General features: G+C 46.8%; 18 protein-coding genes. 8 read left to right on the forward strand and 10 right to left on the reverse strand.

The window, feature by feature from the left end:
• Positions 1-5: 5 nt before the first annotated feature.
• The 4 genes from AOC19_RS08710 to AOC19_RS08725 are packed head-to-tail and all read right to left on the reverse strand — an operon-like array spanning position 6 to position 2,462.
• The gene (locus tag AOC19_RS08710) at positions 6-275 is read right to left on the reverse strand and encodes a YbeD family protein (protein ID WP_435367673.1); all 270 of its coding nucleotides are present in this window, start codon (positions 273-275) and stop codon (positions 6-8) included.
• A 30-nt stretch (positions 276-305) separates the two neighbouring features.
• The gene (locus AOC19_RS08715; RefSeq protein WP_215376102.1) at positions 306-1,022 is read right to left on the reverse strand and encodes an alpha/beta hydrolase; all 717 of its coding nucleotides are present in this window, start codon (positions 1,020-1,022) and stop codon (positions 306-308) included.
• Between the two features lie 24 nt (positions 1,023-1,046).
• Positions 1,047-1,355 carry a (2Fe-2S) ferredoxin domain-containing protein gene (locus AOC19_RS08720; RefSeq protein WP_215376104.1) on the reverse strand — a complete coding sequence of 103 codons (309 nt, stop codon included), beginning with the start codon at positions 1,353-1,355 and terminating at the stop codon, positions 1,047-1,049.
• 12 nt (positions 1,356-1,367) lie between these two features.
• The gene (locus AOC19_RS08725; RefSeq protein WP_215376107.1) at positions 1,368-2,462 is read right to left on the reverse strand and encodes a VanZ family protein; all 1,095 of its coding nucleotides are present in this window, start codon (positions 2,460-2,462) and stop codon (positions 1,368-1,370) included.
• 46 nt (positions 2,463-2,508) lie between these two features.
• Between AOC19_RS08725 and AOC19_RS08730 the strand changes: the two genes are divergently transcribed.
• Together AOC19_RS08730 and AOC19_RS08735 are read left to right on the forward strand one after the other, a co-directional pair.
• On the forward strand, positions 2,509-3,309 hold the full coding sequence (locus tag AOC19_RS08730; RefSeq protein WP_215376109.1) for a biotin--[acetyl-CoA-carboxylase] ligase: 801 nt from the start codon (positions 2,509-2,511) through the stop codon (positions 3,307-3,309).
• On the forward strand, positions 3,306-4,127 hold the full coding sequence (locus tag AOC19_RS08735; protein ID WP_215376112.1) for a type III pantothenate kinase: 822 nt from the start codon (positions 3,306-3,308) through the stop codon (positions 4,125-4,127). The genes AOC19_RS08730 and AOC19_RS08735 overlap by 4 nt, the downstream gene beginning before the upstream one ends.
• Positions 4,128-4,155: 28 nt before the next feature.
• Here the strand turns inward: AOC19_RS08735 and rfaE2 are convergent, their stop codons facing one another.
• Positions 4,156-4,647, reverse strand: coding sequence for a D-glycero-beta-D-manno-heptose 1-phosphate adenylyltransferase (gene rfaE2, locus AOC19_RS08740; protein WP_215376115.1), 492 nt, complete (start codon positions 4,645-4,647; stop codon positions 4,156-4,158).
• Positions 4,648-4,737: 90 nt separating this feature from the next.
• Between rfaE2 and AOC19_RS08745 the strand changes: the two genes are divergently transcribed.
• The 5 genes from AOC19_RS08745 to AOC19_RS08765 are packed head-to-tail and all read left to right on the forward strand — an operon-like array spanning position 4,738 to position 9,555.
• Positions 4,738-5,316, forward strand: a complete 579-nt coding sequence (locus AOC19_RS08745) for a glutathione peroxidase (protein WP_215376118.1) — start codon at positions 4,738-4,740, stop codon at positions 5,314-5,316.
• Positions 5,316-6,704, forward strand: a complete 1,389-nt coding sequence (locus AOC19_RS08750) for an NAD(P)/FAD-dependent oxidoreductase (RefSeq protein ID WP_215376121.1) — start codon at positions 5,316-5,318, stop codon at positions 6,702-6,704. The genes AOC19_RS08745 and AOC19_RS08750 overlap by 1 nt, the downstream gene beginning before the upstream one ends.
• The gene (locus AOC19_RS08755) at positions 6,705-7,490 is read left to right on the forward strand and encodes a DUF1365 domain-containing protein (protein WP_215376124.1); all 786 of its coding nucleotides are present in this window, start codon (positions 6,705-6,707) and stop codon (positions 7,488-7,490) included.
• Positions 7,487-8,782: an SAM-dependent methyltransferase gene (locus AOC19_RS08760; protein WP_215376127.1), complete on the forward strand. Its 1,296-nt coding sequence runs from the start codon at positions 7,487-7,489 to the stop codon at positions 8,780-8,782. Before AOC19_RS08755 ends, AOC19_RS08760 begins: the two co-directional genes overlap by 4 nt.
• Positions 8,779-9,555, forward strand: coding sequence for an SDR family NAD(P)-dependent oxidoreductase (locus AOC19_RS08765; RefSeq protein WP_215376130.1), 777 nt, complete (start codon positions 8,779-8,781; stop codon positions 9,553-9,555). Before AOC19_RS08760 ends, AOC19_RS08765 begins: the two co-directional genes overlap by 4 nt.
• A gap of 9 nt (positions 9,556-9,564) precedes the next feature.
• Here AOC19_RS08765 and AOC19_RS08770 read toward each other — a convergent pair whose 3' ends face one another.
• The 3 genes from AOC19_RS08770 to argS are packed head-to-tail and all read right to left on the reverse strand — an operon-like array spanning position 9,565 to position 12,616.
• On the reverse strand, positions 9,565-10,227 hold the full coding sequence (locus AOC19_RS08770) for a thiol:disulfide interchange protein DsbA/DsbL (RefSeq protein ID WP_435367674.1): 663 nt from the start codon (positions 10,225-10,227) through the stop codon (positions 9,565-9,567).
• Positions 10,224-10,838 (reverse strand): SPOR domain-containing protein, encoded by a 615-nt coding sequence (locus tag AOC19_RS08775; RefSeq protein WP_215376133.1) that lies wholly within the window; start codon positions 10,836-10,838, stop codon positions 10,224-10,226. The genes AOC19_RS08770 and AOC19_RS08775 overlap by 4 nt, the downstream gene beginning before the upstream one ends.
• 50 nt (positions 10,839-10,888) lie before the next feature.
• Positions 10,889-12,616 (reverse strand): arginine--tRNA ligase, encoded by a 1,728-nt coding sequence (gene argS, locus AOC19_RS08780; protein WP_215376136.1) that lies wholly within the window; start codon positions 12,614-12,616, stop codon positions 10,889-10,891.
• A 35-nt stretch (positions 12,617-12,651) separates the two neighbouring features.
• Here argS and AOC19_RS08785 point away from each other — a divergent pair, with 35 nt between their 5' ends.
• A complete protein-coding gene (locus AOC19_RS08785) occupies positions 12,652-12,969 on the forward strand; it encodes a DUF1840 domain-containing protein (RefSeq protein WP_215376139.1) in 318 nt (105 codons plus the stop codon).
• Between the two features lie 40 nt (positions 12,970-13,009).
• Here the strand turns inward: AOC19_RS08785 and metH are convergent, their stop codons facing one another.
• A complete protein-coding gene (gene metH / locus AOC19_RS08790; protein ID WP_215376141.1) occupies positions 13,010-15,757 on the reverse strand; it encodes a methionine synthase in 2,748 nt (915 codons plus the stop codon).
• Complete coding sequence (locus AOC19_RS08795) at positions 15,754-16,818, reverse strand: homocysteine S-methyltransferase family protein (RefSeq protein WP_215376144.1); 1,065 nt, start codon at positions 16,816-16,818, stop codon at positions 15,754-15,756. Before AOC19_RS08795 ends, metH begins: the two co-directional genes overlap by 4 nt.
• Between the last annotated feature and the right edge of the window lie 6 nt (positions 16,819-16,824).

Below are 16,824 nucleotides of genomic sequence, written 5' to 3' on the forward strand. Positions count from 1 at the left end.
ATAATTTAGAGAACCACACTAACGAGAGGATGTGTAGATAGAGTGCGATACAACTCATCCAATTGCTCACGACTAGTTGCAGTGATCGGTAAAGTAATACCCAGATAATTTCCGTCTTTAGAAGGTCGTTGCTCAACCTTGCTCTCATCAAGGGTAGGATCAAATTGACGGGCAATATGCAAAACTGCTGGCAAGTATTCTGGATTGGTCTTACCCATCACCTTTATCGGAAATTCAGATGGGTACTCGATAAGGGATTTTCTATCTTCAGTCATATTTTTTATCTCTCTAATGTACTTTGTAGTTTATGGATTGCGATGATCAGGCATACCCAACCAAGCACCAGTGATGATGTTGCGTATGCAATGTAGACGTCGGTGGAAAAAATGGTCTGCGCCTGGCACCACCTGTACTGTTAGCTCTTGAGGACGCGCCCAATCCAAGACGTCGATCAAGGGAATAGTTTCATCGACCTCACCATGTATCAAAATCGTATCAGCAGGTACAGGCGCTAAGACCCACTTTCCTGCCGCACTACCCACCATGACAAGTCGCTCAGCTGGGCGTCCGAGCCCTGCTAAACGCTGCACTAAATGGGTTCCAACAAAACTGCCAAATGAAAATCCAGAAACCACTAAAGGCAAAGTATTTGCAGTCTGAGTCCACGCTTGTTGTGAAGTCGCATCAAATTCATTCCAGCTTGAGGGCGTGCGCATCCAATCAGTGACATGTAGCAGATCTTCCATCTCGCCAACACCGTCATCATGCACACCAGCAGTAGCGCCAACACCGCGGAAATTAGGACGCACGCTAACGTAACCGAGTTGATTAAAGGCACGCGCCATAGTCTGTGCAACCTTGTTATCCATTGTTCCGCCCATTAGCGGATGAGGATGTGCAACTAAAGCTAAACCCCTCACCAAAAAATCAGGATTATTTTTTAATTCGTCAGGCAGATCAATCGACATTTCAATTTGACCTACAACGCCTTCAATATGAATGATTTTTGTACGGCTATTCATGAGGAAAACTTTCCGAAATCTTTTTTAAGCTAACTGCAGACGCTCTACAGGTCGCCCTTGTATTAAGTGTGACTGAATAATTTCTTCAATGTCTTCAGTATCCACAAAGGTATACCAAATACCCTCTGGGTAAATTACGGCTACTGGGCCATCAGCACAACGATCTAAACATCCCGCCTTATTGATGCGGATATTTCCAGGGCCAGACAATCCCAACTCTTTCACGCGTTTTTTTGCATAGTCAAATAATGCAAATGCGTTATGGCGATCGCAACAATCTTCGCCATTACTTCGCTGGTTTAAACAGAAAAAAACATGGTGTTTGAAACTCATAAGTAATCTCAATCAAGGTTTTAAATTAAAAGTAGTCCGATTTCGAAGCACCCACAATAAAGCTAATGGCAACCATACTACTGAAACCCATTGCATTAACTCATTAAAGTGTAATAGTCGGCCTTGGTGCCAATGTCTTAATGTCAGAATGAAATAAGGGTTATCCGGTAACAGATTAATTGCCAGAGTAGCGCTCAGCAAGCAAGCGATCGCAAGCCAGGTTTTATTGGACTCAGAAAATTGGAGGGTCCATTTCAGCAATAGACTTCCCAATACCATCCCCCACAGAGCTCCTGCAGTAAGCCATAGCAAGCCAAACTCTGCCCCAAATTGCAATGCAGTAAAGGCAATCTTGATCAAAACGGTGAAGCAAAGCAGACTGTTTAAGATTTTCCACTGTGGCGCTTTTGCACGCATACCCAGTGATAGCAAGAGCCCAGTACCGAGCCAGCAAATCGCCGTAATGATCGATTCCTGAACAACATGGTTCACGACCATCGTCCCCCAATCGACCGAGGCAAAGATCGCGTGACCCCATACACCGGTGCCCAACCAAGAGCTTTGGGGGTAGATTTGAGCCCAAGGAAAAAGTAGAAATAGAGCACATGCAGCCCAGTTCAAACCAAACCACTGGTCAAAACGACGGCGTATTGCACTACCGGAGAGCCACTGGGGCCCCAAGGGAATGGCTAATAAGCCGCCCATCAAGCCACCCAGTAGATTGGCCCACCAATCCATTTGGCTCGGAATACGCGTGGGAAGCCAAGTTTGCAAAGATTCGACACTAAAAGCCAGCGCCGCACTAAAGCTCAAGGCAATGCCTAGAGCAACAAAATTACGCCACCGGGGGTAGCAGGCAAAGACCAGCAAAAATCCCAAGGGGATATAGGCCAAGATATTGACCGAGACATCAAATAGCGTAATAAAGCGGGGTAAGGGGGCGTCTAACCACGCCCATGGGGCAATGCCATTGTCAAAGTTGAAATCAAATGGGTTTAAGCTGACATAGATGATTAACAGCGCATAGCTCAGGCTAATGGCTCTGGCCAAAGGCATGGCCTGAAGTGGCCAAACAAACTTGCGAGGACGCTGATCTTCGTGATGCATCCCACCATTCTAGGTCAGCCTGGTCAGATCTTTCTACAATAGGAAAATGAGTACGAATTGCATCCTAGAGCGCGTTGCCACCACCAAATCAACTAATGATGATTTATTGGCCCGTTGGCGCGCCGGGGAATTAATTGATCCAGTTGCCCGTATTGCTCAAGAGCAGACCTCCGGTAAAGGTAGAGCCGGAAGAGTTTGGCTTTCAAGGCCGGAAGACACCCTGTGCTTCTCCCTGGCCTACCCCTTTCACAAAAGCCCCAATGAACTGAGCGGGCTGAGTCTAGTTATTGGCCTAGCGCTTATTTCCGGAATTGCAGCAGCACTAGGATTGAGTGAGGACGCATTGCATCAACAAGGCTTGCGCCTGAAGTGGCCTAACGATTTGCTTCTCAACAATGCCAAGCTTGGCGGCATCCTCATTGAAGGTGGGCAGAGTAGTCCAAGCTTGCCTACTTGGATGATTATTGGGCTAGGCCTTAACTTACGCAATGCAGCGCTAATTGAAAAGAGCTTAGAAGGAAAGGTCGCTTTAGGGGTTGGAGATCTGGAGCAACTCATGCCTCACCAAAGAGCGCTTCCGGACACCGAATTTGTTTGGCTAAAACTCATTGAATCCTTTGAGAAATATTTAACTCAGTTTGATCAACATGGATTCGGTCACTTTAAGAATTCGTGGGAGCGATGGGATGCCTTTAACGGACAATCTGTTTGCATCTCAGGCGCGGGCAAAGAACCCATCATTGGTATTTCTGCTGGAGTTGATGACACTGGCGCGCTTATCCTAAAACAGCATGACAAATCCGTTGCCATTCATGCAGGCGATATTTCTTTACGAGTTCAATCATGAGTTTGTATTTAGTATTTGATCTTGGCAACACTCGGCTCAAGTGGGCCGCTGTCGAATCCACACAAAATATTTCAGATCGTAACAAAAAGTTGTGGGCGTATTCTGGCTCTATTAGCACTAAATCATTTCAATCACCAGAGCTGCGTGCCGAACTATCTGACTACATTTCTAAAACCTTGCCTAAGCCAGATGCGATTGGATTTGCTTGTGTGGCGGGCGATACCGCCATCAATCATCTACGTAGCCTCTTTCCACAATGGCAAGATCTTGAGTGGAAGCAATTTACAGGCAGCAGCCCTTACGATGGTGTTCGGACGCTCTATCAAGACCCAAGCAAGTTGGGTGCAGATCGATGGGCGGCATTGATTGGTGCAAGAGCGCTCTCAAACACCAACACACTAGTGATTAACGCTGGGACAGCCACGACTATTGACCTGCTGGGCGGCAATGGTGTTCATTACGGCGGCTGGATACTGCCAGGCCTGAGTATGATGCAAGAAGGCCTGCAACAACATACGGCCCAACTTCCATTGGCAGTTCGCTCTAGTAATAATGCAACTCAAGCAAGCTTTGGCACAACAACAGATGACGCTATTACTGGTGGCTGCGATGCTGCACAAATTGGCGCAATACTACGCGCAGCATATTTAGCTAAAGCCATGAATCATCCTGTTGAACGAATTTGGCTTGATGGTGGCAATGCCAAAGTGTTGGCGAATGAAATTAAACAATTTCCTGAGTTGGCAACACTGCCAATTGAGCCCATTGAAGGTTTGGTGCTGCGAGGACTTTGGGCTTGGCTCTTGCAAAATCTTTGAGCGCTAGACAGCTTTAAATAATTTATTCTTAGCTAGTACGAATCTTGCCCAACAAAGTGGTTGTAGAGCGCTCATATAGGAATGGAATAGCGACTGCTTTGCCACCCCAAGTTTTCACTAAGCGAGTTTCTTCGAGTGTATCGATTTCATAATCTCCACCCTTGACATAGATATCTGGATGAATTTTTGCAATGAGGTTCACTGGGGTTTGTTCTGTGAATAACACTGCTAAATCGACGCTCTCGAGCGCTGCTAATAGAGCTTGGCGATCAGCCTCTGTATTGATAGGTCTATCGTCACCCTTACCCAACATCTTGACTGAAGCATCTGAGTTCACACCTACCACCAGACTAGCGCCCAATGCTCGGGCCTGAGCTAAGTAACTAGCATGACCTCGATGCAAGATATCAAAGACGCCATTCGTGAACACCAGAGGTCTTGGCAATGCAGCAATGCGCGCCTCCAGCTCTGTTGGGGCGCACACTTTGGACTCAAATGAAGGTAATGGTAGAGAGCTCATAACGTCATATTAATGGCATTGAGCTGAGGCCAACGATATTTGCCAGAATGTCTTAGACTTGGACATCCCCACCCAGTCCATAGGTTCAAGATGATTCGTAATATGCAGAGCTACTTACTGGCACTACTTTTGCTGCTACCAGCAATGCAATTGGTTCAGGCGGCACCGCCAGCCTCGCCCAGCTGTAACCCCCTTTTATCGCACACCTTTCCCAGATTGCAGGATGAGGCGCCTCAAAACCTCTGCCAATACCAAGGAAAAGTCATTTTGGTCGTTAATACGGCCAGCTTTTGTGGTTTTACTAGCCAATATGAGGGTCTAGAGAAGTTATATGCCAAATATAAAGATCGTGGCTTGGTGGTATTGGGATTTCCATCAAACGATTTTGGGCAGCAAGAGCCGGGAAGCAACAAAGACATTGCTGACTTCTGCAAAAATACCTATGACGTGAAGTTCCCCATGTTTGCTAAAAGCTCAGTGAGTGGCAGTAATCCCAACCCTTTATTTAAAATGCTCATTGCCAAGACGGGAACAACACCGAAATGGAACTTTTATAAATACCTGATTGATCGCAATGGCAACGTGGTGGATGCATTTGGCAGTATGACTAAGCCAACAAGTAGCAGTATTACTGGCGATATAGAGAAACTTCTTGGAGAGAAAATTTAGTGGGTAAGAAAAAAGTTGCCATCATTGGCGCCGGTATTTCTGGACTAGGTTGTGCTTATGCGTTAAGACAGCACCCAGATTTAGACATCACCATATTTGAAGGCGGCAACCATATTGGCGGTCACAGCAATACTGTAGATCTCACACTAGAAACTCCTCAAGGCAAGATGACCCATGGAGTGGATACTGGATTTTTAGTATTTAATCGCAAAACCTATCCTCGCTTAGTTCGGTTGTTTGAGGAAATTCAGGCACCAATAGCACCATCAGAGATGTCTTTTTCAGTATCGATTGATGCTGGCAAAAAAACTGGGGTCAATAAAAAAATCGAGTGGGCTGGAAACGATCTAAACTCTTTCTTTGGACAAAGAAGCAACTTATTCTCCCTGTCGTTTTGGAGAATGGCTTATGACATCTTACGCTTCAATCGTCTCGCCACTCGGCTCGCAGAAGAGCAAATCACTGCCAAGCTTGAATATGCAGAGCCGGATGAACGCATTAAAGATTTTTTAGATCGCAATCGTTTTAGCACGAGCTTTAGGGAAAATTATTTCTTGCCGATGATTGGCGCCATCTGGTCATGCTCTGTCGAGCAGATGCTGGAGTTTCCAATTCAGACCATGGTTCGTTTCTGTCACAACCACGGACTTTTGCAAATTCAAAATCGCCCGCAATGGCTTACTGTTAAAGGCGGTTCACGAGAGTATGTGAAACTTTTAGTAGCTGCTCTGGAGAAGCGACAAGTCAAGTTTGTGCGCGAGACAGTTGTTCGTGTCAATGCACGTCAATCTGAAAACTCTCAGGCTGAAGTGATTACATCCTCTGGATCACATTGGTTTGATGAAGTAGTGATGGCGTGTCATAGCGACCAGACTTTAGATCTGGTGCACGGCATCGATCAAGATGCCCGTAATATTTTGGCCTCGGTGCCTTATCAAAAAAATCGAGCCATTTTGCATACAGACATCAATTTCTTACCAGCTACCGAGCGCTGCTGGGCAGCTTGGAATTACACTGCAAAATCAGGTGCAACACCGACTGCACAGCAACACGTCAGCGTGAATTATTTAATTAATCGCTTACAGCCACTACCCAAAGCATTCGAGAGCACACAGATTATTGTGAGTTTGAACCCGCTGACTGATCCCAATCCAAAATTGGTGCATGAGGAAATTCATTACTCGCACCCAGTGTTTGATATGCGTGCTGTTCAGGCACAAAAAGAGCTACCACTAATTCAAGGCAATGCCTCAATTTGGTATTGCGGCGCATGGACTGGATTTGGCTTTCATGAGGATGGTCTTCGCTCAGGTGAATTGGTGGCAATGGATCTAATGGAAAAAATTGCACATCGCGTTCTACCCAACTCCATTAAAGACGTTCAGTAAATGAATTTGCCAACGATTAATTTTGGGACGGTAAAGCATCGGCGCTTTCGCCCCGCTAAAAATGCGTTTGGCTACGGTGTATTTACGCTATCCATTCCGATGCGCGCTCGAAGGAGTGACCCAACATTACTGAGCATGCATGGTCTTAGAGATAATCAATTCGGACTTTTCTCATTCTTCGACCAAGATCATGGATTGGGCAATGCAGATAGCCTGAGCTGGATTGAAGCAACCTTGGAAGCAAATCATATTAAGTCTATCGATGGCGAGATCTGGTTACAAACCTTCCCGCGAGTATTGGGATATGTCTTTAATCCTGTGAGCTTTTGGATTTGCACTCAAGCCAATGGACAAGTTCAGGCGGTATTAGCCGAGGTGAACAACACTTTTGGTGAACGGCACTGCTACTTGCTCAACCATGACTCTGGCAAAGCCTTGCAATCCGGAGAGACCTTGGTGAGCAAGAAAGTGTTTCATGTGTCGCCTTTCTGTGACGTACGCGGGGAATACCACTTTCGCTTTTTGTTTCCTCAGGATAGCAATTCAAAGCAGCATATCGTTTGTCGGATTGAGCTTCATGAAGACGGCGCTCCATTGATCAATACCAGCATCAGCGGGCTAGCTCAGCCCTTAAACAAAAGCACTCTCTACCTTGCCTTCCTTCGCTACCCCCTGATGAGTCTGGGTGTTATTGGTCGAATTCATTGGCAGGCATTGAAATTATGGTTAAAAGGTGTACCCTTTCACTCAAAACCTAAACCACCAGAACTTGAAATTACCCGATGAATCGCCCCGGCCAATCACTACTGTCCCGCCTAACCTTCTCACGTACTGAGAAGCGCGAATCTAAACAGCAACAATATCGCTCGAGTACAGAAACCTTATTGGCTCTTTTGGGGCAATTACGCAGCGGATATTTGGTGCTCACCCTGCCAAATAAAGAAGTCAAAGAATTTGGAAATAGTACAGATCAATTGCATGCAGAAATCCAAGTTTTAGATTGGTCCGTGTTTAAACAAGTGTTATCTCATGGTGATATTGGCTTTGCTGAAAGCTATATTCGGGGTGAATGGAATACACCTGATCTCAAAGCAGTTCTGGAATTGGCTATTCGTAACCGCACCATCTTAGAGAAAGCAATCTATGGAAGCTGGCTTGGATCCATAGCGTATCGCCTGAGGCATTGGTTTAGAGATAACTCCAAATCTGGAAGCCGTAAAAATATTCATGCGCACTATGACTTAGGAAATGCCTTCTACACCCTTTGGTTAGACCCCACTATGAGCTATTCAAGCGCGTGGTTCTCTGAGGGTGACAAACAATCACTGATGGATGCGCAACGTGCCAAGATCAAACGTATCTTAGATTCCATAAACACCAAGCCAGGTGATCAACTCCTAGAAATTGGCTGCGGTTGGGGTGGCTTTATGGAAGAGGCTCTGCGGAATGGCAATCAAGTTACCGGCCTGACTTTGTCGACAGAACAAAAAGCTTTTGCAGACACTAGACTTCAAAAAGTAGTTGCAGAGATAAATAGTTCCCGTCAATTCGAAGTGCGTCTCCAGGACTATCGAGACTGTGCAGAGCAATTTGATGGCATTGCCTCCATTGAAATGTTTGAGGCAGTTGGTGAAAACCATTGGGGTGAATACTTCCAAACCGTTGCCAATCGACTAAAAGCAGGCGGCCGAGCTTGTATCCAAACAATTGTGATTGCAGAAGATTTATTTGATCGCTATCGCCATAGTACCGACTTTATCCAACAGTATGTTTTTCCAGGCGGCATGCTGCCATCACCAAGTAAGTTCAAGGCTGCGGCCGCTAGTGCAGGCCTAGAGGTTGAGGCAGAGTTTGCTTTTGGTGCCGACTACGCTAAAACCTTATGTCTATGGCGTGATAGCTTTAATCACAAGATTGAAGAAATCTATCGCCTCGGATTTGATGAAGCTTTCATTCGACTTTGGAATTTCTATCTCATGTATTGCGCAGCTGGATTCTCCGAAAAGAATATTGATGTCGTGCAGTACACCCTCAAACACCAAGATGTTATTCACTCAAGTGATGCCCTGCGCCCATGAAACAAAAAGGAATTGATTCATTTATCAATCAACGTATTTGGATCATTGGAGCATCCAGTGGAATTGGTGAGGCCTGTACAAAAGCTTTTATCAAAGCAGGTGCAAAGGTGGCACTCTCAAGCCGTCGTGTTGAACGCCTAAATACTCTTGCGCAATCCGCGGATCCAGAACAAAGCTTGGTTCTCCCGCTGGATGTGACCCAGCAAGAACAGCTTATTTCAGCTCATCAAACTATCCTAGAAGCGTGGGGCGGATTAGATCTGCTGCTATTTGTTTCCGGCGTATACACACCCTTGCGCGCTGATAATTTTGACTTTGATGTTGCACAACAAACCATTGATGCCAACTTACTAGGCCCCATGCGGGCAGTCGGAATAGTCTTGCCGAATATGCTCGAGGCTCACTCCGGTCACATTGCGATTGTTGGAAGTGTTGCTGGATATAGCGGACTCCCAAAAGCTTTGGCCTATGGGCCAAGCAAAGCGGGGATTATTAATTTCTGTGAAACACTCTATTACGACTTACTACCGCAAGGCGTAAGTGTGCATATGATTTCACCAGGCTTCGTGGCAACCGAAGCAACTGCTCAAAATGATTTTGAGATGCCAGCGCTAATCACTGCTGATGAAGCTGCTAAAGAAATCCTTAACGGAATTCAGGCGGGAGAGTTTGATATTCACTTCCCTAAACGATTTTCAGGATTCTTAAAGTTCCTCAGAATCCTGCCTTACCCTCTTTACTTTTGGATCGTACGACGCTTCGTCAAAATCTAAGATTCGGACTTACTTGTACTTATCCTTACGGATTTTTTGCTCCAAGAAATCCATTACTGCGATCGCTTTAGCTTTGGTTCCAGCAATTGATGGGGAGGTCACATAGCGACCCTGCATCACAACAGTTGGCACACCATCAATGCGGTAAGCATCAGCCATCTGCCTTGCAGCACGTGCCTTCGATACAACGGCAAAGGAACGATAGGTGGCCAAGAAAGTATTGCGATCAATACCCTGAGACGCAACCCAATCTGCAATCTCATTTTCTGTCATGAGGCGCTTATTTTCTTTATGCATGGCGTACATGACTTTGTCATTCATCGCATCACCCTTGCCCATGGCCTCTAAGGCATAGAACAATTGGCTGTGTGGCATAAAGTCATCACGGAAGGCAACAGGCACTTTGCGGAATGTCACATCCTTTGGTTGGCGCTTAAGCCATGCATTGAGCTCCGGCTCAAAGTCATAGCAATGTGGACAGCCGTACCAAAAGAACTCGATGACCTCAACCTTGCCTTTAGATTCAACTGGCTGAGGAGTAGGCAGAATACGGTAATCAAACCCCTCTTCAATCTTAGGGCTTTGCGCAGTAGCAAGGCCTGAAACAGAAAAGGCCATACCAAGAATCGCCGCAGATAAAAGGGCTCGCTTAGACTTAGACAATGTGATCATGATTTGCTAGATTTAATAACGCTCGGTTTAATGCCCATGCTATTTAACTTATCTCGCACAGGATTGCTTTCTTCGACACTATTGTATGGGCCAACACGAACACGCCAGAGCGTGTTGCCCTCGCTACTAATTTCACTTAGTTGGGACTGGATGCCCTGAATAGCCAAGCTGGCTTTTTGAGCATCTGCATCAGCTCGCTTATTAAAGGCGCCCACTTGTAAGAAATAAATTGCATCCGATTTTGCAGCTGGTGCGGGGGTCGATTCTGCCGGCTTCTTCCCATTGACTAAATCAGCAATAGGGTCTGGGGTATTGGCCGCAGGTGCCGCCGACTTGCCCTGCAAAGGCTTATTCAAATCAAGAGACTCCGCAGGGGCGGCTGCTTCGCCCTCGGCAGGCGCTGGACCTGGCTTAATTGTTAATGGGAGATTAGGGGCTCTGACTCCAGGGCGCTCTTGAGGTGTGTTTTTGGAAAGGTAAAAGGCAATCACAAAAGCAACGCCGAGACCAACCCCAAGACCTAAAATAAAGCCAAGGATAGTGCCACCATACTCCGGACTCGAAGACGGCGTGTTGGGAGTGAAGCTGGTGTTTTGATTATTTTGTTTCATCGTGTCCCCATCCTTCTTTTTACTTCTTGAGTGCTAGCGGTTGATACAGCCTACATCTTAGCGGGTGCTGAAACACCTAATACTTTTAATCCATTTTCAAGCACCTGGCGCGTTGCCGAAAGTAATGCCAGACGAGCCAATTTCAAAGCAGGATCATCCACCAGAACGCGATCTGCATTATAAAAAGTATGGAAGTCTCCAGCTAAATCACGTAAGTAGAAGGCTAAAGCATGTGGCGATAAATCCGCAGCTGCATCCGTGAGCATTTCTGGATATTCAGCCAAACGACGCAAGAGATGATCTGAAGCCTTGCTTTGTAAAAGAGAAAGATCCGCACCCTTCAGGTCAGAAACCTGCCCACCCCACTGAGTCAAGATAGAGCAAATACGCGCATGGGCGTATTGCACGTAGAACACGGGGTTCTCGTCATTTTGCTGCAATGCTAAATCAACATCAAATACAAATTCAGTATCAGCTTTGCGGGAGATGAGGAAAAAACGTACCGCATCACGTCCGCGCTGTAGCGCAAGCTCGCGCTCATCAGCTGTCATTTCTGGCGTAACACCACCAGACCACTCAACTAAGTCACGTACAGTCACATAAGAGCCTGCACGCTTAGAAATTTTGACCTCTTCACCATGGCGCATAACTGTCACCATCTTATGCAATACATAGTCCGGGTAGGTTTTTGGAATATTCCAACCGCGCTTCTGCGCTACGCCCTGCAAGCCTGAACGTACACGGGCGATCGTGCCATGGTGATCACTGCCTTGGACGTTAATCACTTTTTCAAAGCCACGATTCCATTTACTGGTGTGATAAGCGACATCAGGCACAAAGTAAGTAAAACTGCCATCGGACTTACGCATAACGCGATCTTTATCGTCACCATCATCCGTTGTCTTTAGCCAAAGTGCACCTTCAGATTCGTAGGTCTTACCAATATCCTGCAACTCTTCAACAATCTTGGCAACACTACCGTCGGTATACAAGGAAGATTCTAGGTAGTAGCAATCAAACTTCACACCAAATGTTTTCAGATCGATATCTTGTTCATTACGTAAATACGCCACAGCAAATTGACGAATAGCTTCAAGATCATCTTGATATTCAGAGGAAGCCTTAAAAGCAATCGCAATCTCTGCAATGTACTCACCGTTATAAGCGCTCTCTGGCCAAGCGGCATCGCCCGGTTTAAGCCCATTTAATCTGGCCTGCACAGAGAGCGCCAAATTAGCGATCTGTACTCCAGCATCGTTGTAATAGAACTCGCGGTGCACCTTAATGCCCTGAGTTGCCAATAGGTTTGCCAGCGCATCACCTAACGCAGCTTGACGGCCATGGCCAACGTGGAGGGGGCCAGTAGGATTGGCAGACACAAACTCAATCATGGCACTAGAGACAGGTGCTGCTTCTGGAGCCAACTGACCAAACTGGGCTCCCGCCGTGAGAATCTCTTGCACCACGGCAGTTTTAGCGGCGTTGCTCAGGCGAAAGTTAATAAAACCAGGCCCTGCGATTTCGCAAGAGGCAATGAGATCGGCATAGCCGGGTTGCTGCTCCAGACGCTCAACCAGTGCTTGCGCTAATTCCCTGGGATTTAGCTTCCAAGCCTTGGAGAGTTGGAGGGCAATATTACAAGCGACATCGCCATGGTCTACAGCCTTAGGGCGCTCTAAACGAGGTGCCGGGGCATCGCCCAAGCCACGCTCCTGAGCCAAACCTTGCAGGGCCACACCGAGCATCTCAATTAAACGATTTTTATTAGTTAACAACATAGATAAGTGAGTTTATCAGGTGGTAAGCTATCGAAATGATCTATCAATTTCGCTCCAAAGCGGGTCCTGACGTCATCATGCTGGCTGATCTGACCCAGCGAATCTTTGAAATTTTGGGTCGCCCATTAGAGCCCAGAGGTATTTTGACGGTTGAGCAACTGCCAGCCCTCATCATCGCCCTAGAAACCGCCATTCTGAAAGATTTGGAAGAGCGAGCTAAAAGCAATACTGCCGACCCAGAAAATGCTGAGAAACCGAAGCTTGCAGACAGGCTGGGGCAGCGTGCCTACCCCTTCCTAGAGCTCATGAAACAGGCTAAAGCCAAAGATGAGCCGGTGATGTGGGGCGTTTAAGCACTTCACCCCACACTACTCCACACCAGCCAAATCTAATCTAGTCTATTGAGCTTGCCAGCTGGCGACGGATATCTTCAACTGACTCGTTGCGACGCTTAGCAAGATCTTCAATCTGATCCGCAGAAAGCTTACCAACGTTGAAATAACGCGCATCTGGGTGGGCCAGATAAAAGCCGCTGACACTGGAGGCCGGATTCATGGCCATCGACTCAGTCAAGGTCATACCAATATCTTCTGAACCAATGACGCGCAATAAGTCTTTTTTAACTTCATGAGCAGGACAAGCAGGATAACCAGGGGCTGGACGGATACCGCGGTATTCCTCATTGATCATTTGATCATTCGTCAAAATCTCGTCAGTTGCATAACCCCATAGGTCCGTACGAACACGGTGGTGCATTAATTCTGCAAATGCTTCCGCTAAACGATCAGCCAAGGATTGCAACATGATTGCGCTGTAATCATCATGCTTCGCATGAAACTCAGCCACTTTTTTCTCAACGCCGTGACCAGTCGTCACAGCAAAGCAGCCAAGGTAATCAGCCACATTGGAATCTTTTGGCGCTACATAATCTGCCAAGCAACGATTAGGTCGACGAACACCATCTATTACTGGGCGCTCAGCCTGCTGGCGCAGGTTATGCCAAACAAACACTGGATGCTCACGAGATTCATCGCTATACAAGACAATGTCATCACCTATTGTGTTTGCTGGATAGAAGGCCACTACAGCGTCTGCTTGCAACCACTGACCTTTGATTAATTTATCCAGTAGTGCCTTGCCATCTTCAAATACTTTACGAGCCTCTACGCCAACGATTTCATCGTCCAAGATTGCTGGGAACTTACCAGCTAAATCCCAAGTTTGAAAGAATGGTGTCCAGTCAATATATTTGGCAATATCACTGAGAGAGAAATTCTTGAAAACACGACGCCCAATAAACTTGGGCTTCTCAGGCACATAATTAGCCCAATCAATCAGCTCGCGATTCTTGCGCGCAGCTTCTAAAGAGATGGTTGGCGATGCTTTCTTGTTGGCATGTTGCTCACGAATACGTACATAGTCATCGCGCAAATCTTGAATAAATTTCTTAGCACTCTCATCGGATAGTAAGCTCGATGCCACCGATACAGAGCGGGAAGCGTCAGGCACATAAACTACCGGGCCATCGTAATGCGGTGCAATCTTCACTGCAGTATGAACGCGTGAAGTAGTTGCACCACCAATCATCAATGGAATTTGACGTTCACGGAAATAGTCATCACGCTGCATCTCTTGAGCAACGTAGGTCATCTCTTCCAAGGACGGAGTGATTAAGCCAGAAAGACCAACAATATCTGCTTTTTCTTCTTTGGCGCGCTTGAGGATTTCTGCGCAAGGTACCATCACACCCATATTGGCAACTTCAAAGTTATTACATTGCAGCACTACCGTCACAATATTTTTACCAATATCGTGTACGTCACCCTTAACAGTCGCCATCACAATCTTGCCCTTGGCTTTGGCTTCGCCACCAGAGGCAATATGTAAACGTTTTTCTTCTTCAATGTACGGGATCAAAATCGCAACCGCCTGCTTCATTACTCGCGCACTCTTGACCACCTGGGGTAGGAACATCTTGCCAGCACCAAATAAGTCGCCCACGACGTTCATGCCATCCATCAAAGGGCCTTCAATCACCTCGATTGGACGACCGCCTGCACCCATAATTTGCGCACGCAACTCTTCAGTATCTTCTTCAATAAAGGTGGTGATGCCATGTACCAATGCATGGGTTAAACGCTCACGCACCGGGGATTCGCGCCAGACCAAGTTCTCTACTTGCTTTGCGCCTCCACCCTTAAATTGGTCGGCAATATCGAGCAAGCGCTCCGTCGGAGTCTTGCCATCTTTTTCTTTAAAACGGTTTAGCACCACATCTTCGACGCGCTCACGCAATTCAGGATCTAGGTCTGCATATACGCCGAGCTGTCCTGCATTGACGATGCCCATATCCATGCCCGCCTGAATGGCGTGATACAGGAACACCGTATGAATCGCTTCTCGAACGCGATCATTGCCGCGGAAAGAGAAGCTCACATTAGAGACGCCGCCACTCACTTTCGCGCCCGGCAGATTTTCTTTAATCCAACGAGTAGCGTTGATGAAATCTACCGCATAGTTATCATGTTCTTCAATACCCGTCGCAATGGCAAAGATATTGGGGTCAAAAATAATATCTTCTGCTGGGAAGCCAATCTCATTCACGAGAATTTGATAGCAACGCTGGCAGATTTCGGTCTTGCGCTTGAAAGTATCTGCTTGGCCTACTTCATCAAATGCCATCACTACGGATGCTGCGCCGTAACGTCGGATTAGTCGCGCCTGTTTTCTAAAAGACTCTTCTCCCTCTTTGAGAGAGATCGAATTCACAATCGGCTTACCTTGAATACATTTCAGGCCGGCTTCGATCACACTCCACTTGGAGGAGTCAATCATGATCGGTACACGTGCAATATCCGGTTCTGAAGCAATCAAATTCAAGAAGCGCGTCATCGCCGCTTCAGAATCTAACATTGCCTCATCCATATTGATGTCAATAACTTGAGCACCATTCTCAACTTGCTGTCTCGCAACTACTAGCGCTTCATCAAATTGATTATTCAAAATCATGCGCGCAAATGCTTTGGAGCCTGTGACGTTTGTACGTTCACCAATATTCACAAAGCCGACATCAGTAGTGACATTAAAAGGCTCTAAACCTGAAAGCTTCATCGGCGGCATTGTCTTTGTTGTCTTACTCATGCCGACACCTCCGCGCTCTCACGGTAGAAGGCACGTGGCTTGCGCTTAGCAACCGCATTTGCAATCGCACGAATATGATCGGGCGTCGTGCCACAGCAACCGCCCACGAGATTGACTAAGCCATCTTTTGCAAAGCCATCAACCAAGCTAGAGGTAATTTCTGGAGTTTCATCAAAGCCAGTATCACTCATTGGATTAGGTAAACCAGCATTGGGATAGCAAGATACAGCGGCATCACAAATACGAGCAAGCTCAGCAATATAGGGACGCATCAGCGCTGCACCTAAAGCGCAGTTCAAGCCAAAGGTCAGTGGCTTGATGTGGCGCAAGCTATTCCAGAACGCCTCAACTGTTTGTCCAGACAAAATGCGACCAGAGGCATCTGTCACCGTTCCTGAAATCATCACCGGTAAACGTTCACCCGTTTCTTCAAAGAATTCATCTAATGCAAACAATGCAGCTTTGGCATTGAGTGTGTCGAAGATTGTTTCGACCAAAAATAAATCAACACCACCCTCAAAGAGACCTTCAATCTGCTCGCGATAAGAAGCGCGCAACGCATCAAATGTCACATTACGTGCGCCTGGATCATTTACGTCCGGAGAAATACTCGCTGTCTTTGGAGTAGGGCCAATTGCACCAGCCGCAAAGCGTGGCTTATCTGGCGTAGAGTATTTTTCACATGCAGCGCGCGCCAATTGAGCAGAGATGACGTTCATCTCTCTCGCCAAGCCGGCCATTTTGTAATCCTCTTGAGCCACAGAAGTAGCGCCAAAAGTGTTGGTTTCAATAATGTCAGCGCCCGCGTCTAAATACTGCTCATGAATCTTGCTAATAATTTGGGGTTGCGTCAGAACTAAGAGCTCGTTATTGCCCTTGATATCGCCCGGATGATTTTCAAAGCGGGCATTTGCCGGCAATCCGCGATAGTCCGCTTCGTTCAGCTTGTATTGCTGAATCATGGTGCCCATAGCGCCATCCAAAATCAGAATGCGCTGCTTCAGTAGCTCGGGAAGTGCCTGACCGCGGGTGTAAGGCTGGGATAAACCATTAGATTGCATTGCTTA

Origin of the sequence: Polynucleobacter asymbioticus, assembly GCF_018687575.1 — a bacterium.
GTDB classification, from domain to species: Bacteria; Pseudomonadota; Gammaproteobacteria; order Burkholderiales; family Burkholderiaceae; genus Polynucleobacter; species Polynucleobacter asymbioticus_C.

What these genes read in the sequence shown, in the direction of transcription:
- AOC19_RS08785 (WP_215376139.1), top strand. Translation starts at nt 12,652, where the DNA reads ATGATCTATCAATTTCGCTCCAAAGCGGGTCCTGACGTCATCATGCTG.
- AOC19_RS08760 (WP_215376127.1), top strand. Translation starts at nt 7,487, where the DNA reads ATGAATCGCCCCGGCCAATCACTACTGTCCCGCCTAACCTTCTCACGT.
- AOC19_RS08725 (WP_215376107.1), bottom strand. Translation starts at nt 2,462, where the DNA reads ATGCATCACGAAGATCAGCGTCCTCGCAAGTTTGTTTGGCCACTTCAG.
- AOC19_RS08775 (WP_215376133.1), bottom strand. Translation starts at nt 10,838, where the DNA reads ATGAAACAAAATAATCAAAACACCAGCTTCACTCCCAACACGCCGTCT.
- AOC19_RS08710 (WP_435367673.1), bottom strand. Translation starts at nt 275, where the DNA reads ATGACTGAAGATAGAAAATCCCTTATCGAGTACCCATCTGAATTTCCG.
- AOC19_RS08735 (WP_215376112.1), top strand. Translation starts at nt 3,306, where the DNA reads ATGAGTTTGTATTTAGTATTTGATCTTGGCAACACTCGGCTCAAGTGG.
- AOC19_RS08745 (WP_215376118.1), top strand. Translation starts at nt 4,738, where the DNA reads ATGATTCGTAATATGCAGAGCTACTTACTGGCACTACTTTTGCTGCTA.
- AOC19_RS08755 (WP_215376124.1), top strand. Translation starts at nt 6,705, where the DNA reads ATGAATTTGCCAACGATTAATTTTGGGACGGTAAAGCATCGGCGCTTT.
- AOC19_RS08730 (WP_215376109.1), top strand. Translation starts at nt 2,509, where the DNA reads ATGAGTACGAATTGCATCCTAGAGCGCGTTGCCACCACCAAATCAACT.
- AOC19_RS08720 (WP_215376104.1), bottom strand. Translation starts at nt 1,355, where the DNA reads ATGAGTTTCAAACACCATGTTTTTTTCTGTTTAAACCAGCGAAGTAAT.
- AOC19_RS08765 (WP_215376130.1), top strand. Translation starts at nt 8,779, where the DNA reads ATGAAACAAAAAGGAATTGATTCATTTATCAATCAACGTATTTGGATC.
- rfaE2 (WP_215376115.1), bottom strand. Translation starts at nt 4,647, where the DNA reads ATGAGCTCTCTACCATTACCTTCATTTGAGTCCAAAGTGTGCGCCCCA.
- AOC19_RS08770 (WP_435367674.1), bottom strand. Translation starts at nt 10,227, where the DNA reads ATGATCACATTGTCTAAGTCTAAGCGAGCCCTTTTATCTGCGGCGATT.
- AOC19_RS08715 (WP_215376102.1), bottom strand. Translation starts at nt 1,022, where the DNA reads ATGAATAGCCGTACAAAAATCATTCATATTGAAGGCGTTGTAGGTCAA.
- metH (WP_215376141.1), bottom strand. Translation starts at nt 15,757, where the DNA reads ATGAGTAAGACAACAAAGACAATGCCGCCGATGAAGCTTTCAGGTTTA.
- argS (WP_215376136.1), bottom strand. Translation starts at nt 12,616, where the DNA reads ATGTTGTTAACTAATAAAAATCGTTTAATTGAGATGCTCGGTGTGGCC.
- AOC19_RS08795 (WP_215376144.1), bottom strand. Translation starts at nt 16,818, where the DNA reads ATGCAATCTAATGGTTTATCCCAGCCTTACACCCGCGGTCAGGCACTT.